This is a genomic window from uncultured Fibrella sp., from assembly GCF_964250085.1.
Taxonomy (GTDB): Bacteria; Bacteroidota; Bacteroidia; order Cytophagales; family Spirosomataceae; genus Fibrella.
This window is the reverse complement of record NZ_CAXUEC010000001.1, coordinates 1,032,644-1,056,399: the sequence shown is the minus strand read 5'-3', so window position 1 is coordinate 1,056,399 and position 23,756 is coordinate 1,032,644. Positions and strand designations below refer to the sequence as shown.

Below are 23,756 nucleotides of genomic sequence, written 5' to 3'. Positions count from 1 at the left end.
TATAACCAGCTAGTTATCAGTCATTTTTCACTTTCTTGCTGTCCAAAAACGGACAGTAGATACGCTGCGTCTTTAGCGTTACTTCGGTAAAAAGATCGAGAATGTGGCACCACTCCCAAGCTGACTGGTGGCGCATATGGTGCCGCCGTGTGTTTCGGCTACGCGGCGGCAAACGGCCAGCCCTACGCCCGTACCGGCATATTTGTTCTTCCCATGCAGCCGCTGAAACACCTCGAAAATACGGTCGGTGTATTGTTGATGGAAGCCAATACCATTATCGCGCACGTCGATCTGCCAGTAGGAACGTCGGGCAGGCAAATCGGCCGGGAGCGCGTCAGGGTGGGCAATCTGGCAGGTGACAGCAATCATTGGCTGCTGACCCGGCGGCTGAAATTTAAGGGAGTTACCCAGTAAGTTCTGAAAGAGCTGACGTAGCTGCACGGCGCGCCCGTGCACCGTTGGTAGCGAGTCGATCTGTATCGTTGGCTGTGTTTCCTGAATGCGCACATCCAGGTCGGTAAGTGCCTCACTGATGATGGCATTAAGGTCAACGGCAGCCGAGGGTTCTTTGGCCGTTGTCAGCCGGGCGTAGTTGAGCAGATCACGAATCAACTCCGACATTCGGCGGGCCGACGACTGAACGCGGCTGAGCATATCGAGCCCGTTACCCTCCAGTTGGTCAGCATATTGTTCACTTAGCAACTTACTAAACGATTGCACCTTGCGCAGTGGCTCCTGTAGGTCGTGGCTGGCAATGTAGGCAAACTGTTGCAGGCTTTCGTTGGAGTGCAATAGCTCGCGGTTCATCTGAGTTAGCTGCTGCTGTTGTTCGGCCAGACGCGTTATGTTGACAAACGTGAACAAAACCCCGTCGCCCTGTTTAATGTAGTAGCCATCGAATGTACCTTTCACGCCATAGCGATCGTAGGCAAATGTGTTTTCAACTGTTTCACCGGTCTCTGCTACATGCACCAGTGTACTGAATAAATCGAGGGTTTGATAACCAGGAAATAGCGCCGAGATAAGCTGTCCCGTCATCTGCTCGACGGTATAGCCAGTCATCTTTGCATTCAAATCATTAGTAATCAAATACTTAAAATCGACAATCAGTTTGTTGTCATCCCGAACAGCCTCCAGTAACATCATGCCCGAAGGCGACTGATCCACTACCCGTTGCAGTAGCTCGGCCTGTTCCTGAACCCGGCGATTGGCCTCATATCGGTCGTGGATATCATAGAACGACATCAGCAAGGCATTCCCTACCCGCGAAACCGACAGGTCGAGCCAGCGGTGTAAGGTTGGGTGTAGCAACTCCTGACGAAGGGGCGTAGCGGTGATATAGACATCTGCAAACAGTTTTGCATGGCCCGACTCGTGAAACTCGTTATTGAGTTCACTTACCAATCGCCCGGTTAATTCTTCGTTGGTGTGATTAAGATAACGGGCTGCTGCCGGGTTGACATACAGGTATCGAAAGTCGATCAACGCACCTTGCTCATTCCAGACAGGTGCCCATAGCGAATTGGCCGAGGCCGTATGCTCAACTATGGCACGGAGTAGATCTGCCTGCTGATCGGTAGCTGACGATGAAAGCACCGGAAACGCCGGGGGAGGCGCATGGAGCAACGAAGTCATGAGAGTATGTTTTGTTACGGAGGAATTCTAAAGATACGTCATTTCTCCGTAGACCGATTCCATAATTTACTGGATGAAAAGCGATTTTATGGATAAGTTTTCGACCATTTCCTTCCTCCTGAATAAATATCTATCTTTTTCTATAGCCTAAATAGAATTTATACCATAAGGCTATGAAGCAGATAGTATTCTATATGACCCTCTATGACAAGCTTTAGTTTAAGCACCTATACAAATTCATTCTGATCGCAGGCTCGAAACCGGATCGGCCAGGGCAGCACGGATGCTTTGGAACGATACCGTGAGTAAGGCAATGAACGCCACCAATGTACCCGCACCCGCAAAAAGCCACCAGTGCAACGGCGTTTTTTCCGCAAAATTCTGCAACCAGCGGTCTGCAGCCCACCAGGCGATAGGCACCGCAACAAAAAACGCGACGCTAACCAGCTTCAGAAAATCAGTTGAGAGCAACGTCACAATACCCATAACACTGGCACCCAACACTTTTCGAACCCCAATTTCCTTGGTGCGGCGCTGCGCCGTAAAAGCCGCCAGCCCAAACAGGCCGAGGCAGGCAATGAAAATGGCCAGGCCCGCCGCCGCGCTGAATAGCTGACCATACTGCTGCTCAGTCTGATACTGTTCGTTATAGGTGGACTCGACAAAAAAGTAATCGAACGGGTTACCGGGATAGCTGGCCTTGTACTGACGCTCCAGCTCGGCCAGATGCTCAGGTACGTTGCCCGGTGCTAGCCGAACCGTCAGGTAGCCATTGTAGGCGCGTGGAATCAAAATCACCGCTTCTACCGGCTGCTTGGGCGATTGGTGCCGGTAGTTGCTGACCACACCAACCACTTCAAAATTACTACCCCACACAACCGTTTTACCTACGGCGTCTTTTGCCGACGCAAATCCCATGTCCAGTGCCGCTTTTTCGTTCAGAATAATCGCGCCCCCTTTTTCGTAAGCGACTTCAGTCTGGGTGCGCGTAAAATTCTGCCCGGCCACCAGCCTGATGCCAAACGTGGGCAGAAAGCGCTCGTCGGCAAAAACCATGTTGTAGTTCCGTTTCTCTTCGCCGGGCCGGGGATTTTGCCGCGTAATTCCCGCCGAGTTGAAGTTGTAGACGTTGCCCGGTACACTTCCCGTGTTGCACCAGTCCTGCACATACGCCAGTTGGGTAACCCGTTGCTGGAATGTTGTACGACGGGCTTTGAAATCGGCCTGCTCTTTACCCACCTCTGGCCCCCGTATCGTCAGCAACCGTTCCATAGTTAAGCCCAGTGGCCGGTTGCGAAGGAACTGCACTTGCTGAAACATGACCATTGTCGCCACAATCAGCACCAGGGCAATACCAAACTGCACCACCACCAGCGACTGTCGCAGCCAGGTAGCGCGCCCGTGCGTGCCCACACCACCCCGCATCATATCCACCGAACGAGTACGAGTAAGGGCATAGGCTACGTAACAACCCGACACGATGGCCCCGGCCAATAGAGCCAGCAGCCCCCAGACCCACAGACCAGGTTCGCCAGGGCGGCCCGCCAGCAACGTACCTACGCTGAGTTGCTTCCCTACAAACTGATTGAATACGGGCTGTACCAAACCGATCAGCAACAAACCAAGCACCAGGCCCAGCGCGTTGATCAGCAGTGATTCGATCAATAACTGACCAACCAATTGGCCCTGTGTAGCGCCCACCACTTTTCTGACGCCCACCTCTTTAGCCCGCGTCAGGGCAGTGGCTGTGCTTAGGTTGATGTAGTTGAGCCAGGCAATAAGCACAATCAGCAGGGCAAGCCCGCTTAGCAGATAAACAAACGCCAAACTACCCGCCGTCACAAACGGATCGCTCAGCGACTGGCCCAAATGGGTATACATAGACGATTGCAACCGCACGGTCGTGTTTGTTTCGTCGGTCTTTTTACTCCGGTAAAAGGCGGTCAGTTTGCGGGCCAGCGCGCCAGCATCAGTACCCGGTTTTAACTGTAGGCAGGTTTGCAGGAAATTGTTGTTATAGCTGGTCAGACTGGCCCAGGTGTTGCCATTCAGGTTGGCCGGATTGGCCAGCGTCTGTAGTGAATAAACCAGATCGAAACGAATGTCGGAATTCTCCGGCATGTCTTTGTATACGCCCCCGACGGTGTAGAGTTGTTGACCAAACTGACCATTGACCGTGATCGTTTTGCCCAGCGCGGCCTGCTTCCCAAAATACCGCCGGGCGGTTGCCTCCGACAGAAATACGGTATTGGGCTGCTTCAGACTGGCTGGATTGCCGCTGACCAGTGGAAACGTGAACATCGAAAAAAAGCTGCCATCGACCAGCGCCGCATTGGCCTCGCGGAACGGCTTAACTTCCCCTCCGTCGGTCTGCACGCTAACAATTCCCTGCGCCGGACCAGTCACTAGCCGACAGACATCCTCAATCTCAGAAAAGATCGCTTTGGCATCGGGGGCCAGCGCCGAGGGCCCAAATTCGCCCGTTTCGCCCGATTTATCTTCCAGCAAAACACGGTACAGACTGGGCAGTTTTTGATGAAACTGATTGACACTTCGTTCAAAGGCAATGTATTCCCAGATCAACCCGAAGGCGGCGATACCGAGCCCCAGCCCAACCACATTGATGACTGTAAAGACCTGGTTTTTACGCAGATTCCGAAGGGCGATGGTGAGGTAGTGGCGAAACATAGCAAAAGGCTTAGTTATAGGTTGTACATGGTAACGTCAACAGCCATGCCAACCCCTAAAGAAAGCCATTTCAGCCCATTCAACCCGCATTTCGTAACGCTTAATGTCCGAAAGCGGACGATGGTTGTCCGGTAATTTTGACCCTATAAGGTCTACGTAGACCTTATAGATTTGGCGGCAACGTACCTGACCGGTTACTAAGTTACCGGTACCAGGTAAGTCAGCAACCGGGTTTATGGGCTATGAAAACCGTTATCATTACCGGCGCGGGGCAGGGCATTGGCCGGGCTACCGCCGAATTTCTGCTCAACCACCAGTACGCCGTATCACTCTGGGATGAAGATTCTGAAGCCCTTGCTGAAGCGGAAGCTGCGTTGTCATCAGCGCATCCCAACGCCCAGTTTGTGCTGTGCGACGTAGCCAATGAACAGTCGGTGCAACGGGCTATAAAACAAACCAGTAAGCAGTTTGGCCGCATTGATGCGCTGGTCAACAATGCCGCTATTATGCAGGAAAAATCCATTGATGACTTGACGTTCGATGAGTGGAACCGGGCCATCGGCGTTAACCTGACTGGTATGTTTCTGTGTGCTAAATACGCTGTTCCTCACCTTCGCGAGCAACACGGCACGATTATCAGCCTTTGCTCAACGCGGGCGTTTCAGTCTGAACCCGACACGTTTGGCTATTCGGCCAGCAAAGGCGGAATTTTTGCGCTCACTCATTCGCTGGCTATGAGCCTCGGCCCGCAGGTACGTGCCAACTGCATCAGCCCCGGCTGGATCGACGTGTCGGGCCTTAAAAAGGGCAATGTCGAACCAGAGAAACTCCGCCCCGTCGATCATAGCCAGCATCCTGTCGGCCGCGTGGGTCGCCCCGACGATATCGCCCGCATGATCCTGTTCCTTCTCGACGAAGCCAACGACTTCATCACCGGCCAGAACTTCATCGTCGACGGCGGCATGACCCGGAAAATGATCTATGCGTGAGTTGTTGTTTTATCATTTGTCGATTTTCCAGCCATCAACTGGTTTGACAGTTCCCGTAGCAGGGCGGCCGGTTTTTTCATCTGTTCCATAAATTTTGGCTACAAAGAACCATCCATCTATGGTCTCTCTACTAAACTCGTCGGAAATTCCAGGGAGAGGTACTTTAAGGCGTCCGCTGAGCGGTGCCTCTTCCTGGCCAGCATAGCTTCCAATGTCCAAATAAAGGAACCTACCCTGAGGTGTTCCCTGAATAAACGGCCCGTACAATACCACGCTACCTTCTTTGTTTCTCTTTGCAGGAAGGGTAATATCGAAGACGAGGGCACCGGGGCCAGCTTCCTGCTTTTGAAAAGTTTCATAATTTTTTCCACTTCCTTTTTGCAGGCCGTAGACCGCACCGGCAATTGGTTTTTCAACAACAATCCTGAAATCGAAAGTTTGTTCTGTCATATCGGTTTTGACATCTATAGCGGCTAACAAGAGGCAAATTTAGCCTGCATCACCTCATCCATTCACTCCCATTACTCGCTCCGTAAACTCTCGATTGGGTTAGCTACGGCGGCGCGGATACTCTGGACACTGATCGTTAACAAAGCAACGAGCATAGCACCAACGCCCGCAACCACGAATACCCACCATTCGATGGTGATGTGGTAGGCAAAATCGGCCAGCCAGTTATTCATCGCCCACCAGGCCAGCGGACTGGCAATCAGGACGGCGACGGTGACCAAGGCTACCAGCTCACAACTGAGTAGCCCGACAATACCAGTCACGCTCGCGCCCAGCACTTTTCGGATGCCGATCTCTTTGGTGCGGGCTTCCACCGTGAAAGTCATTAAGCCCAGCAGGCCGAGGCAGGCGACAAGCAGGGTCAGTATCGTGAAGCCGTTGACCAGTATAGCCAGTTGCTGCTCCTTTTCGTACAGTTTATTGTAGGCATCGTCGAGAAAGTAATAATCGAAAGGGGCGGGTGGGTTGGCCTGTTCGTACAGGAGCTTCAACTGTCCCAAGGCCACAGGTACGTCCTGCTTTGGATTCAGTTTCACCAGCAGATACCCTCCGCTTTCTACCACGGCCCGGCTGGTATCACTCACCACTGAAAGCATCATCGGCGACTGTTCGCGCTGTAGGCTGAATAGGTTAAAATTCGCAGTGATGCCCTGCAAACCCTGATTATTAAAGCCAAACGGGTCGGGATGAGGCACTACCCGAACCGTCTCGGCGGCTTCCTTCATTGCCTGCTGATTGTACACCTGTATCTCCTGCGTAATGGGTTTGGTGGCCCAACCAACGGGCGGCAATTTCCAGCCAATGCCGAGCGTCTTGAAAAACGATTTATCAACCGTCAGTACGTTGACCATCGACTGCTTTTTAGTCTTTTTCACGGTCAAAAAATACGTTGATACAAACGGCGTAAACAAGCGGGTATTGGTAGCTGCCACCTGATTGGCACCAGCCCATTGGCGCACCGCATCACGGAAGCCTGCGTACTGTGGCGCCATCTCTTTATCGATAGCAATGGAGACCACCTGAGCGCGGTTGAGGCCAATATTTTTGGTACGCAGGAAGCGCATCTGCGCATAGAAAATCAGGCTGCACATAAGCAAACCAGCCGACGCCGCAAACTGACCCGTGGTCAATACGCGGCGCATACCCGCCCCATGCCTGCCGCCCGACACCGAACTTTTTAGGACCTCCTGCGGCCGGAAACCTGATAGTAAAAAGGCAGGATAACTACCGGCTAGCAACGAACAGGCAATCCAGAGGCCGGTAAGCAACAGCCAATAACTGACGTCATCGAAAACGCGACCGTCCATACGAATGCCCAGCAGTTGGTTTATCCACGGAAAGAGTACAGCCAACAGGCCCAGGCCTAAGCCAACGGCAAGGGTAGTGGTCAGAAAGGATTCGGTGTAGAATTGTACGACCAGCTCGCGGCGTTGTCCGCCGATGGCTTTCCGAACGCCCACTTCGCGGGCACGCTGCGTAGCACGGGCAGTAGTCAGGCTGACGTAGTTGGTTGTCGCTAACGCCAAGATCAATAGCGCGATACCCAGGAAAATGTACAGGTTCTGACGCGTACCGGCTGTAACCGAGTGGCTGTGCAAGTGAAGATCGGGAAGAGCTTCGAGCAGAAATGTGGCTTTCGCATCCATAAACTTCACGCCCTTATTCACCGCCTTTAGCTTTGCGGCCGTTTTAGCCACATCCGTTCCGGGACGTAGCACCAGGTACGTGTCCAGAAAACCAGCATACGCCCAGCTCTCTTTCTTCCGCGACCCCAACGTAGGCACCGAAGCCAGCGACACCAGTGCGTCGAACCGGAAAATAGTGTTTGTTGGCAAGTCAGCAAACACGCCACTGACGGTTAGCGGGTAGTTTTTGTCGTAAGTAATTGTCTTGCCGACGGGGTTTTGACTGCCAAACAGCTTTTCGGCCAGTGGTTTTGCTAACACAATCTTCCCCGGCTCGGTCAGGGCTGTTCGGGGATCACCTTCGGCTAACTGGAAACCCATGACGGTTAGCAACGACGGATCGGCAAAGCCTACATTGTTAGGTTTTTGCTTGTGGTCAGCATCGGCCTGCACCCAAACAGGCCCCATCCCTTCCGACAGGCGCACCACCTGTTCTACTTCGGGCAATTGGCGTTTCGCTTCCCGACCAAACGACTCATGCATGTTGGCCATGGTCATCTCCTGCCCGTCGTAATCTGAGACAGACAGTGCCCGGTAGGTACGTTCGGCCAGCGGGTGGAACCGATCATAATGGAACTCATGCCAGACATAGAGCCCGATATAAGCACTGACGGCCAGCCCAACAGCTAATCCACCAATGTTGAGGGCCGAATACAGCCGGTTACGCCCCAGTTGGCGCAAAGCAAGGAGGAAGTAGGTACGTAGCATATTCTGTGACCTGTGGCACCGACGCTCCAGCTTCGGTGGTGAACTAGTTCTACTTTACCGAAGCTGGAGCGTCGGTGCTATAAGATCACTCACTCCGCAAGCTATCGACCGGATTGGCGATGGCCGCGCGGATGCTCTGGAAAGCAACGGTGGCTAATGCTATGACCAGCGCAAGAGAGGCGGCACCGGCAAAAAGCCACCACGACAGGTCAATTCGGTACGCATAGTTGCTAAGCCATTGCTTCATGCCCCAGCCTGCCAGTGGCGTAGCGATGACGATGGCAATACCCACCAGCATCACAAACTCACGGCTGAGCAAGGCAACCACACTGGCCACGCTCGCGCCCAGCACTTTTCGAACGCCGATCTCTTTGGTGCGCTGAAAAGCCGTGAGTGTTGCCAGACCGAACAGGCCAAGACACGAGATCAGGACGGAGACCAGCGTAGCCAGGTTGACAATGCGTGCCAGGGTTTGCTCTTCCCGATACAGGTGCCGCATCGAGTCGTCGTAAAATTCATACTTGAATGCATCATCTGGATACGCTTTTTTCCAGGCCTGTTCCATCGTGGCCAACGTACCTGACCAGTCGGCGGGGTTGGCCGAGGCAAGTTTGATATTGAGTGTGTTGTTGGTCCGGGTTTCGGTCATCAGGGCCACCGGGTTAATCTTGCGCGAAATGCCCAGTGTGCTAAAGTCTTTCACCACGCCCACCACCGGATAAGCCTTCTTGCCTTCGTACAGCACTTTACCGATGGCCTCTTCCGGGGTACCCAGCTCAAACGTTTTCAGAGCCGTTTCATTCACAATCCACTCACGGGCGGTATCGGACGGGTACAGCTTGCGCCCCGCCAGCAGTTTCATCGCGTAAAGATCCAGCCAGGTTGTATCAATGTGTTTACGCTGGATAGAAGCCAGAATTTCCTGCCCTTTTTTGCCTTTGATCCGAGCCTCACCGGTCGAATACGAGCCTGTTAGCGGGGCATCGCCAAGGCTTACCGAAGCCACACCAGGAAGCTGCCGGTACGTGTCGCGGAGGGCGAAATGCCGTTTACGCAATGGTGAGGTTTCATTCCAGACATACTTCATCGGCGCTCTTACCAGCACCACAGCCTCTTTGCTGAAGCCCAGTTCTTTGGTAAAGGCAAACCTGATTTGCTGCCCCACAATGATGGCTCCAACAATAAATACCTGTGCGATGATGAATTGGAAAACAATCAGGCTTTTACGAAGTGTTATCCGCACGCCCATTCGGCCCGACAGGACAGTGCCTTTGCCTGTCCTGAGTACGTTCACGGCCTGCAAGTTGGTAATGAGCCAGGCTGGGTACGTTCCAGACAAGGCACTGACAACAACAAGCAAAGCAACCAAAAATAAGGCAAGACGACCCGTGTTCAGGTAGTTGGTGGTGCCTTCTGGAATCAGGTCCTGGAATGACTGCATAAATAGCCCCGATAGCGGCCAGGCTACAAGCAACGCCAGCACCGTAACCAGGGTGGTCTCGCCCAGAAACTGCATGATCAATGTGCCCCGGCCACTGCCAAGTGCTTTGCGTACTCCAATCTCGCGGGCCCGTTGTGGTATCTGCGCTGTGCTCAGATTCACGTAGTTGACCACCGCCAGTGTGAGCACAAACAAGGCCAGACCCACCAGACTGAGCAGCCTTTTCTTGTCGGCCCGCCCCTGATAGTCGGGGTTGAAATGAACGTCGGCCAACGGCTGAAAGACCACTTTCTGGTTCATGTCGCTGACGCCCCACTTCCGAAACTGCGGGGCCGCGTTTGCCCGGGTCAGCCGGGTAACCTGTTCGTTGAGACGCGCCGGACTGGTGTTGGGCTGCAACAGCACGTATAACCAGGTATCGGAGTTGATACTCCCCCATTCTTCAGGGTCCACGTAGCTCTTATCACCAACTAACGAAATAAATTCCTTTCCGTCGAAATCAGTTGGGTACGTCAGGTCGGCAATTACGCCTGCCACCACCGTTCGGGTGGTATCATTGAAACCGTAGTAGGTGAGTTGCTGGCCAATGGCCTGTTGCGGTGTCAGCCGCGGAAAATAATGCTGCATCCGGCTTTCCGTTAGCACCACTTTCCCCGGTTCGGCCAGGGCATTGGCCGGATCGCCGGCCAGCCAGGTGTAGGGTACGAGCTTGAAATAGGCGGGGATGGTGCGACAGACGTAGGTAGCCGCCTCGAAACGAACCGGCTTTGCGGTCGATACCGCAGGAGCTACCTCAATGGTTGGCTCATACAGTTTTTGTAAGGGCACCGTCAGGTCAACCCCGGCAACTTTGGTCTGAATGGCACCGGCCAATGGTTTAGGTACGCCAGAGTGGCCTATCTCCTGTCCATCTATCTCAAGCCGACTCACCACCCGATACAGCCGGTCGCCGTTGGGGTGGTTCCGGTCGAAGCTAAACTCGAAGCTGACGATCTGGAAAATAACCCAGCAGGCACTCAGCCCAATGGCCAGACCAAGTACGTTGAGGCTCGTGTATAGCCGGTTTCGCCATAGCTGACGAAGGGCAAGCGTTAGGTAAGAACGGAACATAACGAAGGGGTTTCCATAAGGCTGGTCAAGGGTCATGCCACGGCAAAAAAAGTGCGTTTGCAGACGATGGACGATCATTCCCGACAAGCTTCTGTCCAGTTTCGGACAATAGCCCGTCCGAATCAGTACGATCAGTTGTCGGTGGGTGTTCGGCCCGACTCGTAGCCATGCTAGTTAAGACTTAAAAAAGAAGCGTATACAACTAGAATTTTTAGTCAGATACATACATCTAAGTACCCGGTATTCGAGTATGTCAATGTTCAACTCATCAACGAAACCTGGATCATGGTGCTTCCTGGGCATCAATTGATATGCGTAACCCATCGCTTCTCTTTGTTTTGACCTTCTTGCCAATTGCCGCGTCGGCGCAATACCAATCCACACGCTTGCCCAGTTCCTCTGACCTTATTACGCTGGATATACAGCCCGGCAAGCAGGTAGCTATCTCATCATCGTCACCGGGCGTTCGCCAGTACAAAGGCTACGTAAGGCTGCGCCACCAGACGGTGCTGCTCTTTTGTGATCGGGCCGTTCACGAGCTGGCAACGAACAGTGTCGGCGCGGGCGGTCATGTATTGCTCGTTCAAAATGATTCGCTCACGGTGAAAAGCGATTCGCTATTCTATGATGGAGCCAGCCAACAGGCGATTCTGACCGGGCACGTCGTGTTGCAGAACGGCCGGTCGGTGCTGGCGACTACCCAGCTTGATTACAACCTGCGAACCGGTATAACCCAGTATAAAGGCAAGGGACGTTTTGCGGATGGCCGTATTGTTCAGACCCTTATCAATGGTCTTTACGACGTTCGCACCAACCAGTTGGTCGCTGCCAGTAAAGCCACTACTGATCCGCTGCATAGCAACGTACCTGACCAGATGCCAATCACTGAAGCAGCTACACCGCGTATGACCACACAGCTACGCGAAAGCAATAGACCTATTCGATTGACTATGAGCCCACAGCCGAACAATATGCCAACAAAATCAGAATCCGCAGTTATGTATAAACGGCAGGTACGTCTATCGCAAGCCCCGATTCAGACGGCTACTGTTTCCAGCGAACGGCCGCCAGACGAGAGCGATCTGGAACACCTTCTCAACCGAAAAAAACGAGCTTTTTAGTTTCTACAACCCATATCAACATGAAACACCTACTCTTTTCATTGCTCTTTATTGGCTGTTTATCAACGGGATTCGCGCAGAAAGCCCAGTCACTTACGCAGGCAATTCAATATGTCAAGTTAGCGATCACGCTCCGTGAAGTCGATAAGTCCGACGAGTCGATCTCGTTGTTGAAACGCGCTTTGCCTGCCACGAAAAATAGTCTCTACTGGCATGCGATCACGAATGAGTTACTGGGTCTTTCCTACAACGATTTGAACGACCCAACCACGGCACTCCGCTACCTGGAACAAGCCCGCTCGCAGTACGCCAAGCTCAGGTACGTGGCCAGCGCGTGGGGCGTCAATGAGGTAATCCGAAATATTTCGGGCAAGAACCTGTATGCGGGCATTCAGATTGGGGCATCAGACATTAAACTGGCCATTTTCAAGACGCAGTACGAAAGCGATTTTTACGAAAAAGATATCCGGTCGGTGATTGATATTCCCGACGTCACGCTGGTGGCCGACGCGTCTAATTCGCTCCAGAAAGGACGGGTCGCGCTGAAAGAGTGCCTGGATTCGATCCGGCGGTATAACATCCCCAACGAGCGGGTATTCATCGTATTCAGCAGCGATGTTCGGAACGGCAAACCGATCGACAAAAACCGGCTCTACGACCAGTTGGCTGCCCTATTGCCCAGCGGCACAAACCTCCGCATCGACACCACGATCAGCGTAGGCCGGGAAGCTGAACTGTTCACGATTGGGGCTATTCCGCGTAAAGTGTGGCCGTCGACCTCGGCCCTCAATATTGGCGGCAGTAGCGTCATGGGCGGTTATTTCGATACCAACAAGAAGTTTCATTACGTCAATTTTCCGATTGGTATCAACACGCTGACCGATCAGATTGACCCGAAACGGACGATGACTATCGACGCCTTCAAACGCGAAGCGCAACGGGTTGTCAAGGCGTTGCCCGATGCCAGCCTCACCCCGCAATTGCCTGGTATTCAGCAGCGCCAGACGGTTGGCGTAGGTGGAGCCATTGCCCAGGCGCTGGTAACGTACCTGCATCCCGAAAAAGCTATGACCACGGCCGTTGCTATTAGCCGGGCCGATATTGAGCAGTTCAAGAACCTGGCCCTGAACGACTTTTCCGCCCTGACCAAGCCCAACCTGAACGAGATCGCCGATCCTGCCACGCGTGATAAAGCTGCTCGTGAGATAGGCCAGATTCAGAACCAACTAAATCAGAAACAGTTGATCGCCGGTGTCCTGCTGCTGGAAGCCACCGTCAACGGCTACAACAGCAAGGGAGGAGCCAAACGGTTCGTCTTCATCCGCGATGCCGATATTGGCTGGGTAACGGGCAAGTTCCTGGAAACGATCAACTACGAATACGAGTCAACGATTGCCAAAGGATCGCTCTATACCCGGTAGCATGTGGGCATAGCCAACACACTTGGTGGTCAATCCGAAAACAGGGTCGACCAGGGTATAACGAAAGGAAGTATCGCCACCCAACCGATAAAAAACACCGCCATGCTTTTTGGGTAAGGCTGGTGGTTTAGCTGAGCTGGCAGGGCAGCAAACAACAACCACAGCGATTTGTAAATCAACTGAAACAGAAGCACTATACTCATCCGCTGCGGGTAGAAGAGGCCGAGAATTGACAAAATAAAGATGGCCATCCACAATGCGCCCACCAGCCGAATAGACTCAGAATAAGCGAAGTTGTTGCTAAAAACGGTTTTCAACGCTGTTTGGGGCCAGAACAGGCTCGTGATGCTGATCCAGCCAGCCACGAGAATGTTGGCGATGTAAATGGCTTTCATTGCTCCGCGATAGTCTTGATGTTGGCCATCACTTCGGGCAATATCTGCCGGTAGTTTTTGCCGAGGACCTTACCGAAGATACCCTTTGTGAGCCCTTTGAACCAGACCTCATGGGTAAATACCGTGCGGTTATTCTGCTGGCTCAATACCCGCCTCACATACAGCGACCCTAGCGGCAGTTTGGTTCTGAATGTGTACGACTGCCCCGGTGCTACTTCTACCAGGTCGAATCGTGACGATGGGCCTTTGTCGGGGGTCAGTTTGCCGGTTGTACCTGTGGCAAACGGGCCGTTCAATTCGGCGGCTTTTAGTCCTTTGTCCCACTTTTTCCAGTTGGGCACGTCGGTCCAGATCTGCCAGATTCGCTCTGGCCTGGCGGCTGTTTCGACACTATGGCTGAAATGGGTGTTCGACTGTTGGGCAGGCGCGTCGACCGGCGCGGTCAGTGCCCAGATACTTAGCCCGATGATGAGTGTGTGTTGCATAGCGATTTCTCTTTTTGCAAAACTCACCATCGGCCAGTCGGCCACACTTCACCTTTGTTAAATTCGGCGGGTGGTAGCCAGCTTTTTTCGTATTCGACTCAGCGATTGGGGAGCAATTCCCAGGTACGTTGCCAGGTGCCGAAGTGGAACACGCTGCACAATCGACGCGTTGGCGTCGAGCAGCAGGCGGTAGCGATCTTCGGCTGTAGTGGTCTGTAGTTCTTCCAGAATTTCTTCCGTCATTGCCTGCACTTCCTGAATCAGGCTTCGAACAAAGGTGCCCCAGACGTCGATGGTCAGCAGGGCATAGGCATCACGGTGGGTCATTTGCCATACTATGCTCTCTTCCAGTGCCTCAATGCTTTCCCGGGCTGGTTCCTGGGCTGTGAAGCTCCGTTGCGAGGTGAACGTGTAGGGAATGTCTACAAAAAATTTATTAATGTCATTCCCGTCTTTCCAGATAAAAAAGCGGAGCAGACCCTGCTCCAGAAAGTAGAGATGACGGCATACGTTACCCTCTTCCAGAATCAGTTCATCCCGTTTTACAACCCGCCGGATCAGACAGGGTTCAATATGCTGCCAATCGGCGTCGGTGAGGGGAATAAACCGGTTGATGAATGCTCGAAAGGGATGCATGCGTAGTTTTGGTTGAATAACGAAGCCTAAAAATAGGTACGTCTTCCCACCAAAACTACAAACAGATAGGGTAGCGGTTACGCCAGTTGCCGAAGACGGCGCTGCTTGATCAAATCTTCCTTCCGCACGAAGGTGATGGGCACAAACTCATCGGTAGGCGCGCCAATGTAGTAAAGCGCCCAGTCCTGATCGTAGTTCGATAACAATTGCTGAATACACTCGACCCGATCGAACGTCGGCACGGTACAGTCGCTCCAATAGAACAACTCAACGCGGTAATGCAGGGCTTGTTTCTGCCCGTTGATGGTTACTTCAATCTCGATATCCTGCTTGCCAGGAATGTTTGGGATGGGAATAGCGATGTGCGCCATGATCGTAAAGGTTTAGTCAGTCTGTAAGGAGTTTATAGGGTTACAAAGGGCCAGGGGCTTAGGGCTGGGGAATGGGGTTTGCTTTCGCGCGAGCAAACCCCATTCCCCAGCCCTAAGCCCCATTCATTTCACAGCAATCACGTTCTTCTCGCCGGCCTTGACGGTGAAAGGCGTTTGCATTTGTAGCACGCCATTCTGCCAGTATTTCAACTTATAGTCGCCGGGTTCGAGCGGTAGATCGATCGGAAAAAACGATGCCTTCTCTTTATCTGAACTGGATGAGCGGGAGTACGCGTAGCCTGTACCTGAAATTTCGAGTTTCATCTTGTTGGTGCAGGACGGGCAAACGAGCCGAACCGTTTCCAGACCCGCTGGCGGAACAGGCGGTGCAGGTATGCCAGCCGTCACCGCGCCAACTGGCGGCACAGGAGGCACTGGCGGCGTGAGCGTCACTTGCGGTGCGGGCGTGCTACTGAGGCCGAGCGAGTCGAGCACGTGCTTTTTCAAGGCATCTTTCTGCGCTTTAGTCATCCCGGCTACGTTGAAGGTACGGTTGTACCGTAGTTGGTCACCATCAGTCCGGTCGGCCTGGATCTGAATAGACAGTTCATCTTTACCGTTGTCGTTGATCGACGTATTTACGTTCCGGTAGCTTGTTTGTTGGGCCATAGCCAACGTACCTGCCAGTAGGGCTAGAAGTGTGAATGCTGTTTTCATAGTCGGTTGATCTAAAACCCCTTAACCGCACTTAGCTGCGAAGCGCGCTGTGTTTGGTAAATAATAATAAGTAGCGTTATCACCAGACTGAGCACGCCAAGTACTAATAAAATCAACCACGGCACTTCGGTAACCGACACGGGTACGTTCTGCGATTGAAACGTCTGTAACGTCAACCATTCTTTTTGCAACTGATTCATGCCCGCCACATCAAACGACTGGTCGATGTGAACCGGTTTTCCATGCTGCATTCCGTCTATCTGGATGGAAAGCGTTTTTTCATCATCAGAAATCCGTTTCCGAAGCGATGTAGGCGCGTTTTGGGCCATAGCCACTACGCTGAGGCAGAGCAAAAGGCCAATGAGGACGTATTTCATAATTCGTTTGTTTATTCTGACCGTAACGACGTCACAGGATTCATTAACGCTGCTTTTACGGACTGAAAACTTATTGTAAGCAGCGCAATACCAACAGCCAGCGCACCTGCCAGCGCGAAGACCCACCACTCAATGTCGACTTTGTAGGCAAAATCGGCCAGCCAGCTAGTCATGGCATACCAGGCCAGCGGCGAAGCAATCACGATGGCAATCAGTACCAGCTTCAGAAAATCTTTGGAAAGCAACCCAACAATACTATGTGTACTGGCACCCAACACCTTACGAACGCCAATCTCTTTGGTTCGTTGTTCGGCCATGAAAGCGGCAAGGCCAAATAAACCAAGGCAGGCAATCAGAATGGCCAGCACCGAGAACAGCAGAATCACCGTTCCAACGCGCTGTTCGGCCCGGTACATCTGGTCGAAACTATCCTGCAAAAACGAATAGTTGAACGGTTGCCCCGGTGCAAACTGCTTCCATTTTGCTTCAATCTGACGGAGTAACGCAGGTACGTTAGCCTGGCTGATTCGGAATGATACTGCACCGCTCTGCGGACTAAGCACTAGTGACAGCGCACCAATGTTTCGCCGAAGTGACTCGAAATGAAAGTTTTTGATCACGCCGATAACCGTATACGTTTTGCGGGTTTTGTTTTCAGAGTCGTTGAATCGGGAAATGTGCATGCCAATGGGGTTTTTTACCCCGAGAATTTTCACGGCGGCTTCATTCAGAATGATGCCGGTCGAGTCGGTTCCGAAAGAGCGCGAGAAGTTGCGGCCCTTTGTGAGGCTCATGCCCAGCGTGGCCATATAGTCATAATCGACACCCCATATCTGCATGCTCATCCCTTTCGACAGGTCTGTTTTTCCTTCGGGAAAAAAGCTGGTATCATCCCGGTTCGACGGCGTCGGCAGGTAGCTCGACAACGTACCTGTGGTCACGCCGGGCAGGCGCAGCACATCCTGCTTAAACGCCTCGGCCTGTTTGCCCAGCCCGTACACATCCTGAATGGTCAACACCCGCTCCCGGTCGAAGCCCACTTTTGTGGTCTGGATAAAGTGGAGCTGCCGGTACACGACCAACGTACCTACGATCAACAACACCGACATCATAAACTGAAATACAACCAGCCCACTGCGCAGGCTAACAGCTTTCAGGCCAGTGCCACGGCTGATCACCGCCCCTTTCAGCACGCTAATGGGCCGGAACGACGAGAGGAACAGCGCCGGATAGCTGCCCGCCAGCAAGCCTACGCCCACTGGCAGCAACAAAATAGCAAACAGCCGGGACGGTGTCAGCAGGCTATTGATGGTTAACGCCTTGGCCGTAATACTGTTGAAAAGCGGCATAATCAGCGCCACCAGCGTTAACGCCAGCAGCAGGGCCAGCACGGCCGTCAGGATCGATTCGGCCATAAACTGCCCGATCAACTGGCTCCGTTCTGAGCCCAGCACCTTCCGAACGCCCACTTCTTTGGCCCGTTTAGCCGAACGGGCCGTAGCCAGATTCATGAAGTTAATACAGGCAATAAGCAGGATAAACAGGGCTACCGCCGAGAAAATATAAACGTACTGAATGTCGCCGTTGGGCGCCAGTTCGATGGTCTGTTTCGAGCGCAGATGAATATCGGTAAGGGGCAGCAACCAGAACCGCAGGCTGTTCCCCGCTTTCCTGAACTGATCCAGGCTGCTGCCCAGAATCTGATGTATCTGTGGCCCTGCATATGTTTCGATGACCTGATCGAAGTTCCGGGCAAAAGCGGTTGCGTCGGTGCCGGGTTTCAGGACGATGTAGGTATGATGGTTAACACTGAACCACTGCCCCCACGGGTAGTCATCGTTACGCATCGCCAGGAAAAAGTCGGTACGAAAGTGGCTGTTTGTGGGCATATCGCGCATGACCGCCGTGACCGTATAAGCATCTTTGTTGTTGAAAATCAGTGTTTGCCCCACCGCATTGCCAGCCCCGAAATAGCGCCGGGCGGCCGATTCACTGATAACGACCGAGTTCGGTATTGCCAGTGCCTTTCCGGGGTCGGCTCCAGCTACGAGCGGTAGCGTAAACACGTCGAACAGCGTAGAATCGGCGAAAATAATGTCGTTCTCACGGGTATTGGCTGTGCTGCCAGCCCGTTTCACCAGCCAGTTGCCGCGGTAATGCAGCCGCGTGTACGCCTCCACCTGCGGGTAATTAGCCTTGAGGGTTGGCCCCATCGGGTCGGGAGCTACCGCATAGTGCATATCGTTTCCACCGAACTTGATGTCGGAATTGACCCGGTAAATCCGGTCCGCTTTTTCATTGAAGCGGTCGTAGCTCAGTTCGTCCAGCACATACAGCGAAATGAGCAGGCAGCAGGCGATGCCGAGAGCCAGGCCAACAATGTTGATAAAGGTGAACCCGCGTTGGTTATTCAGGCTTCGCCAGGCGATTTTGATGTAGTTCGTTAGCATAAGAGTAAAGGGTTTAGGGCGCGGAGCATTTTCTAAGCCCCAAGCCTTTTATTCTGATCGTAGACTCTTCACCGGATTCATCAACGCAGCTTTCACGCTTTGAAAACTGATTGTGACGAGCGCAATCGCCACGGCCAACGTACCTGCGAGGGCGAACATCCACCACGAAATATCAATTTTGTAAGGAAAGTCAGCCAGCCAGTTTTTCATCACATACCAGGCAACGGGCGATGCAATGACCAGCGCGATTAGTACCAGCCGCACAAAATCGATGGAGAACAGACCGAAAATATGGGCCGTCGACGCACCCAGTACCTTCCGAACGCCCACCTCTTTTGTTCGCGCTTCGGCCATGAACGCTACCACCCCATAAAGTCCCAGACAGCCAATAAAAATGGCGATGCCCGCCAGCAGTCGGAATAGCGTATACATGCGTTCTTCGCCTTTGTAGAAGTCGGCAAGCCGCTGATCGAGGAATTCGTAGTGGAACACAAAATCAGGGAAAGTGTCATTCCAGGCCGTTTCAACGTCACCAATTAGCCGACTAATGGCTTCTGTACCGCCCTGTTGCGTGGAGAGTTTGATACCCAGCAAATGGTAGGCGTCGTAACGAGTCGAAAGGACAGTAGGGTTGGTTTCCTGATGGAGCGAAAACGTGTTAAAATCCCTTACTACGCCAACGATCGGTTTCTTCGGATTGCCCAGCCCGCCCAGAGCCACGTATTTTCCGATGACCTGAGCAGGATCACGGAATCCCAGTTTCCTGGCAAACGATTCGTTCACGATCAACTCCCGTGTGGTGTCGCCCGGCTGATACATCCGGCCCGCAATCAGCTTCAGGCCATAGGTACTGATGTATGACGTGTCGGCAAAGCGCATCACCGCGCCAAAGTCAGCCTCTTTGTCGGCGTTTTCGAAGGCGAAGCCTGTCCACCAGTTACCATCCGACGATGGGATAGAAATGCCGTAGCTCATCGACTTTATAACTGGCTGCCCAATGAGCTTGGCCTTCAATGCCTCCAACTGACCCGGTTTATTCTCGGGAATATCGATGGTCAGTACTGCCTCTTTGTCATAACCCAGATCGGCTGACCGGAAATAGGTCATCTGACTATAAGCGATGATGGTGCCAATGAGGAGCATCTGCGAAATGGCAAACTGAAACACAATCAGGCTGCGCCGAAGGGAGAGCTGACTGCGTCCCACCAGGCGTATTTTGCCGCGTAAGGCCACCACTGGCTGGTAGCCCGATAACACCATTGCCGGATAAAATCCAGCCAGCACTGTTGTAATCAGCGCCAGCACCAGTACAAACCCAACTACGCCCGGGTCGAACAGTGTGAGCGAAGCAGCGTTAATATCCAGCAAGTCAGCCACATAGGGCAACGCCGACGAGGCCAGCAGAAAAGCGAACAGAATGGCAAGCGCGGTCATCAGCCCGGTTTCGCCCAGAAACTGCTGCACCAGTTGTAGACGTGAGCTCCCCAGCACTTTCCGGACGCCCACCTCCTTTGCCCGCCGAATGGCCTGGGCCGTGGCCAGGTTGATAAAGTTGACACAGGCCGTAATCAGAATGAACAGGCCAATGAGCGCCATTGCCCAAATCATCTGTCGGCTCACGGTGCGCCCCGCCGAGTTTTCCGTGCGGGTATCAAAGTGAATAGACGTCAGGGGCTGGAGTTCATATAGCAGGTTCTTTACGTCTTTGGGCTTTATGTATTTACGTATGAATGATATGAACTGCCGTTCCATCTGCGCCTGGGTTACAGACGGGGGCAGCGCCATGTAGACCTGCGCTCCACTATAAGTCGACCCCCAGTCGGTCCAGCCATCGTCGGGTCGATTTGGGTCGGCCCTAAACGGCTTCAGTGACGCAAAAGACAGCATCACTCCAAATGGTACACTACTGGTTACGGGCGGATCGTACACAATGCCGGTTACGGTAAAGTCCAGTTTATTCTCGATCCGGATTGTCTTACCCATCGGCTCGGCATCGCCAAAATATTTGCGCGCCATCTTCTCTGAGAGCACTACCGAATTTGGGTTGGCCATTGCAGTGCTGGCGTTTCCATTTTTCCACCGGTAATCGAAAATGTTGAAATAGGCCGGATCAACAAACGCAACAACTCCGTCCATTTCCTGGAATTTGCCGGCTTTCCGATCGCGAACCCGCACCAATGCATCGTATAGTCCGTAAACCATCGTTACCTGCTCCTTCATCTCTGGAAAATCGTTGCGCAAGGCAGCGATCGCTGGCAAGGGTAAGCCCACGTTTCGCCCCTCGCCTTCCGATTTTGTGTAGCGTGTAATGAGCCGATATGTCCGGTCGGCGTTTGCATGGTGCCGGTCGTAGCTCAGTTCGTAGCGAATGGCAAGAAAGAGCAGTAGACAGCATGCCAACGCAAAGGACAACCCAACGATGTTGATAACCGTGTAATTCCAGTTGCGTTTCAGTGCGCGGAGAGCAGTTGTAAAATAGTTCGTGAGCATAAGAACCAGGGATTTGAGGCAGGGGCGCGGGGGTTGGGTAGCGGGGCTTTTACCCTTGGCCCTATGCCCTATTCAGATCGTAAACTCTTCACCGGGTTCATCAACGCGGCTTTGATACTTTGAAAACTCACCGTTGCCAGGGCAATGGCGATGGCCGACAGGCCGACCACGACGAACACCCAGGGGCTGACGTCGATGCGGTGTGAATAGTTGGCCAGCCATTGCTGCATCCCAAACCACGCCAGCGGCACGGCAATGAGCAGGGCAATGAGGACCAGCTTCACAAAATCGCGGGAGAGTAGCAGCACAATACCGGGAATGCTGGCTCCCATCACTTTCCGAATACCGATTTCCTTCGTTCGCTGCTCAATCATCAGCAGCGCAATGGCAAACAAACCAATGCACGACAGCAGAATAGCTACGCCCGACGCCAGGCTCAATACCTGCGAAAGCTGGGCTTCATTCTCGTACCACTCATCCACGTTTTTATCCAGGAACGACCCCATGAACTCTGCTTGTGGAGCCACTTCTGTCCACACTGTTTTCAGCCTTTCCATCGACCCGGCCAGGCTTTGTGGCGCCAGCCGTACAAACACATAGCGGATAGTCTCGGTATTCGATATGTGTAATGTGATAGGATTCGCTTTGTCGGAGAGGGAGTAGAGCCTGAAATCGGGAATTACACCAATGACCTGCGATTTGGTCCCTGTTGTGTCGCCATCATCGCCCAGCAACGTACCTACAGGATTGGCCACGCCCATCATCTTCGCCATACTCGCCGTGACAATGACCCGGTTAGTTGAATCGCTGGCGTAGGCACGGTCGAAATCACGGCCGGCCACAGGCTTGATTTTCAAGGTTTTCAGGTAATCGAAATCAACCAGCAACAGGTCGCTCGTGATGTCTCTGCCCTTAAACGTATAACCCACTGTGCTTCTGGAGCTGACCCGGTCTTTGCCTTTACCCAGGTTCACATCCGTTCCCGTAATGGCCAGTACCGTCGGGTCATTGGCCAGCTTGTTGCGGAGCCGCTGTAATACCTGTCGGCCATTCACCTGCGTACCTACCGGAATGCTGATTACCTGCTCTTTATCAAAACCGATCGGCCCCTGCCGCAGATAGCCAACCTGCTGAAACGCAATGACGGTGCAGCAAACCAGCAAGCAGGATAGCGCAAACTGGGTCACGATGAGCGCGTTGCGCAGCACACCGGGCCGCCTGGTCGACACCTTGCCTTTCAGTACCTCGATCGTATTGAACTTCGCCATTTGCCAGGCCGGATACCCACCCGCAATCAGTGTAACGAGCAGAACGATAAACAGAACAAGGCCAATAAAGCCCGGCTGAAGCATATAATCCACGTTGAGCTTAGCACCAAATTGAGCATTAAATGCAGGCATCAGCAGGTACGTCAGTAAAACACCGAACAGAAAGCCAATGACGCAGACCAGGCCTGATTCGCTCCAGATTTGAACGAATAAACTACTTTTCAGTGCCCCCAGCGATTTACGAACGCCCACCTCGCGCGCCCGGGTAAACGACCGGGCAATGCTGAGGTTGATGAAGTTGATGCAGGCAATGGCCAGGATGAAAAAGGCCATTCCCAACAGCACATAGATAATGGCAACGGGTGTGCCCTTGCTATCGCTCATCTCCCGGTTGAAATGCACGTTAGCGAGTTTCTGCAACCGCAGGGCGAACACATCACCGCGTGCATCGGGCTGGGCCTTTTTCTTTTTCAGCCCATCGATCTGATTCTGAAAGTATTTCTGGGTAAACGGTTTTAGCCGACCTTCAAAAGCGGCCTGATCGACCTGCTCCGGCAGCTTGATAAACACGGAATGAGAGTTATCCGTCCAGTTGTCTTTGCCCTGTTGGTACATCAGCGAGTTTTCGATCCGAACCAGCGCATCAAAATGGATCGAGGAATTGTCAGGTACGTCTTTCATCACCCCAACCACAACATAGTCTTTCTGACTGCCAAGGCTGCCGATTTTAAGTTGTTTACCAACTGCGTTTGTCGTTCCGAACAAATCGGTCGCCATATTTTCGCTGATGATGACGTTACTTAACTCACGCAGAGCCGTTTCCCGGTTTCCGGCAAGCAATGGAAACGAGAAGATGTTCAGAAAATCGGGGTCGGTGAAGTTGATCAGTTTATCGAAGTACCGGCCGTTTACCTCTACCAGGCTCTTGCGCCCCGCTACAATGCGGGCAGCCTGTACGTCGGGAAAATCGGCCTTGAGCGCCGTAGTCAGTGGCAGCGGCATCGAGCCATTCCTTATCGGGCTTTCGGGGTCGTTGGCGAACTGGTAGGTCTGGAATATCCGGTCGCCATCTTTATGAAATGAGTCGTACGTCAGGTGCAGATAAGCCGTCAGCAACAGGAAGACGGTGATACAAAACGCCACACCAAGGCCTAACACGTTGATGGTGGCGTATCCCCGGCTGCGCCAGAGTGTGCGGAAGGCGATTTTTAGGTAGTTCGTTAGCATATACAGTCGTCCAAGGCTCCAGCCTTGGGGTG

17 protein-coding genes are annotated in these 23,756 nt (G+C 53.0%); 3 read left to right on the top strand and 14 right to left on the bottom strand.

Annotated features, from left to right (window positions below; translation table 11 throughout):
* Window positions 1-78: 78 nt before the first annotated feature.
* Window positions 79-1,635 (bottom strand): ATP-binding protein, encoded by a 1,557-nt coding sequence (locus ACFE8Q_RS04200; RefSeq protein WP_375444104.1) that lies wholly within the window; start codon window positions 1,633-1,635, stop codon window positions 79-81.
* Window positions 1,636-1,872: 237 nt separating this feature from the next.
* Entirely contained in the window at window positions 1,873-4,323 is a 2,451-nt protein-coding gene (locus tag ACFE8Q_RS04195) for an ABC transporter permease (protein ID WP_375444103.1), read from the bottom strand.
* Between the two features lie 242 nt (window positions 4,324-4,565).
* Here ACFE8Q_RS04195 and ACFE8Q_RS04190 point away from each other — a divergent pair, with 242 nt between their 5' ends.
* Window positions 4,566-5,312, top strand: coding sequence for an SDR family oxidoreductase (locus ACFE8Q_RS04190; protein ID WP_375444102.1), 747 nt, complete (start codon window positions 4,566-4,568; stop codon window positions 5,310-5,312).
* Window positions 5,313-5,324: 12 nt separating this feature from the next.
* Here the strand turns inward: ACFE8Q_RS04190 and ACFE8Q_RS04185 are convergent, their stop codons facing one another.
* The 3 genes from ACFE8Q_RS04185 to ACFE8Q_RS04175 form a co-directional block, all read right to left on the bottom strand.
* Window positions 5,325-5,762: a DUF5990 family protein gene (locus ACFE8Q_RS04185; RefSeq protein ID WP_375444101.1), complete on the bottom strand. Its 438-nt coding sequence runs from the start codon at window positions 5,760-5,762 to the stop codon at window positions 5,325-5,327.
* 71 nt (window positions 5,763-5,833) lie between these two features.
* Window positions 5,834-8,215: an ABC transporter permease gene (locus ACFE8Q_RS04180; protein ID WP_375444100.1), complete on the bottom strand. Its 2,382-nt coding sequence runs from the start codon at window positions 8,213-8,215 to the stop codon at window positions 5,834-5,836.
* Between the two features lie 85 nt (window positions 8,216-8,300).
* Window positions 8,301-10,766 (bottom strand): ABC transporter permease, encoded by a 2,466-nt coding sequence (locus ACFE8Q_RS04175; protein WP_375444099.1) that lies wholly within the window; start codon window positions 10,764-10,766, stop codon window positions 8,301-8,303.
* Between the two features lie 311 nt (window positions 10,767-11,077).
* On the opposite strand from ACFE8Q_RS04175, the gene ACFE8Q_RS04170 reads away from it, so the two are divergent.
* Together ACFE8Q_RS04170 and ACFE8Q_RS04165 are read left to right on the top strand one after the other, a co-directional pair.
* Complete coding sequence (locus tag ACFE8Q_RS04170) at window positions 11,078-11,887, top strand: OstA-like protein (RefSeq protein ID WP_375444098.1); 810 nt, start codon at window positions 11,078-11,080, stop codon at window positions 11,885-11,887.
* A gap of 20 nt (window positions 11,888-11,907) precedes the next feature.
* Entirely contained in the window at window positions 11,908-13,308 is a 1,401-nt protein-coding gene (locus ACFE8Q_RS04165; protein WP_375444097.1) for a tetratricopeptide repeat protein, read from the top strand.
* A gap of 29 nt (window positions 13,309-13,337) precedes the next feature.
* Here the strand turns inward: ACFE8Q_RS04165 and ACFE8Q_RS04160 are convergent, their stop codons facing one another.
* The 9 genes from ACFE8Q_RS04160 to ACFE8Q_RS04120 form a co-directional block, all read right to left on the bottom strand.
* Window positions 13,338-13,703: a hypothetical protein gene (locus ACFE8Q_RS04160; RefSeq protein WP_375444096.1), complete on the bottom strand. Its 366-nt coding sequence runs from the start codon at window positions 13,701-13,703 to the stop codon at window positions 13,338-13,340.
* Complete coding sequence (locus ACFE8Q_RS04155; RefSeq protein WP_375444095.1) at window positions 13,700-14,188, bottom strand: SRPBCC family protein; 489 nt, start codon at window positions 14,186-14,188, stop codon at window positions 13,700-13,702. Before ACFE8Q_RS04155 ends, ACFE8Q_RS04160 begins: the two co-directional genes overlap by 4 nt.
* Before the next feature lie 57 nt (window positions 14,189-14,245).
* Complete coding sequence (locus tag ACFE8Q_RS04150) at window positions 14,246-14,824, bottom strand: Crp/Fnr family transcriptional regulator (RefSeq protein WP_375444094.1); 579 nt, start codon at window positions 14,822-14,824, stop codon at window positions 14,246-14,248.
* A 77-nt stretch (window positions 14,825-14,901) separates the two neighbouring features.
* Window positions 14,902-15,195, bottom strand: coding sequence for a hypothetical protein (locus tag ACFE8Q_RS04145; protein ID WP_375444093.1), 294 nt, complete (start codon window positions 15,193-15,195; stop codon window positions 14,902-14,904).
* A gap of 123 nt (window positions 15,196-15,318) precedes the next feature.
* Window positions 15,319-15,912, bottom strand: a complete 594-nt coding sequence (locus tag ACFE8Q_RS04140; protein ID WP_375444092.1) for a hypothetical protein — start codon at window positions 15,910-15,912, stop codon at window positions 15,319-15,321.
* Between the two features lie 11 nt (window positions 15,913-15,923).
* A complete protein-coding gene (locus ACFE8Q_RS04135; RefSeq protein WP_375444091.1) occupies window positions 15,924-16,289 on the bottom strand; it encodes a hypothetical protein in 366 nt (121 codons plus the stop codon).
* Window positions 16,290-16,300: 11 nt separating this feature from the next.
* Complete coding sequence (locus tag ACFE8Q_RS04130; protein ID WP_375444090.1) at window positions 16,301-18,739, bottom strand: ABC transporter permease; 2,439 nt, start codon at window positions 18,737-18,739, stop codon at window positions 16,301-16,303.
* A 48-nt stretch (window positions 18,740-18,787) separates the two neighbouring features.
* Window positions 18,788-21,229: an ABC transporter permease gene (locus ACFE8Q_RS04125; protein WP_375444089.1), complete on the bottom strand. Its 2,442-nt coding sequence runs from the start codon at window positions 21,227-21,229 to the stop codon at window positions 18,788-18,790.
* A 68-nt stretch (window positions 21,230-21,297) separates the two neighbouring features.
* Window positions 21,298-23,724 (bottom strand): ABC transporter permease, encoded by a 2,427-nt coding sequence (locus ACFE8Q_RS04120; protein WP_375444088.1) that lies wholly within the window; start codon window positions 23,722-23,724, stop codon window positions 21,298-21,300.
* Window positions 23,725-23,756: the final 32 nt, after the last annotated feature.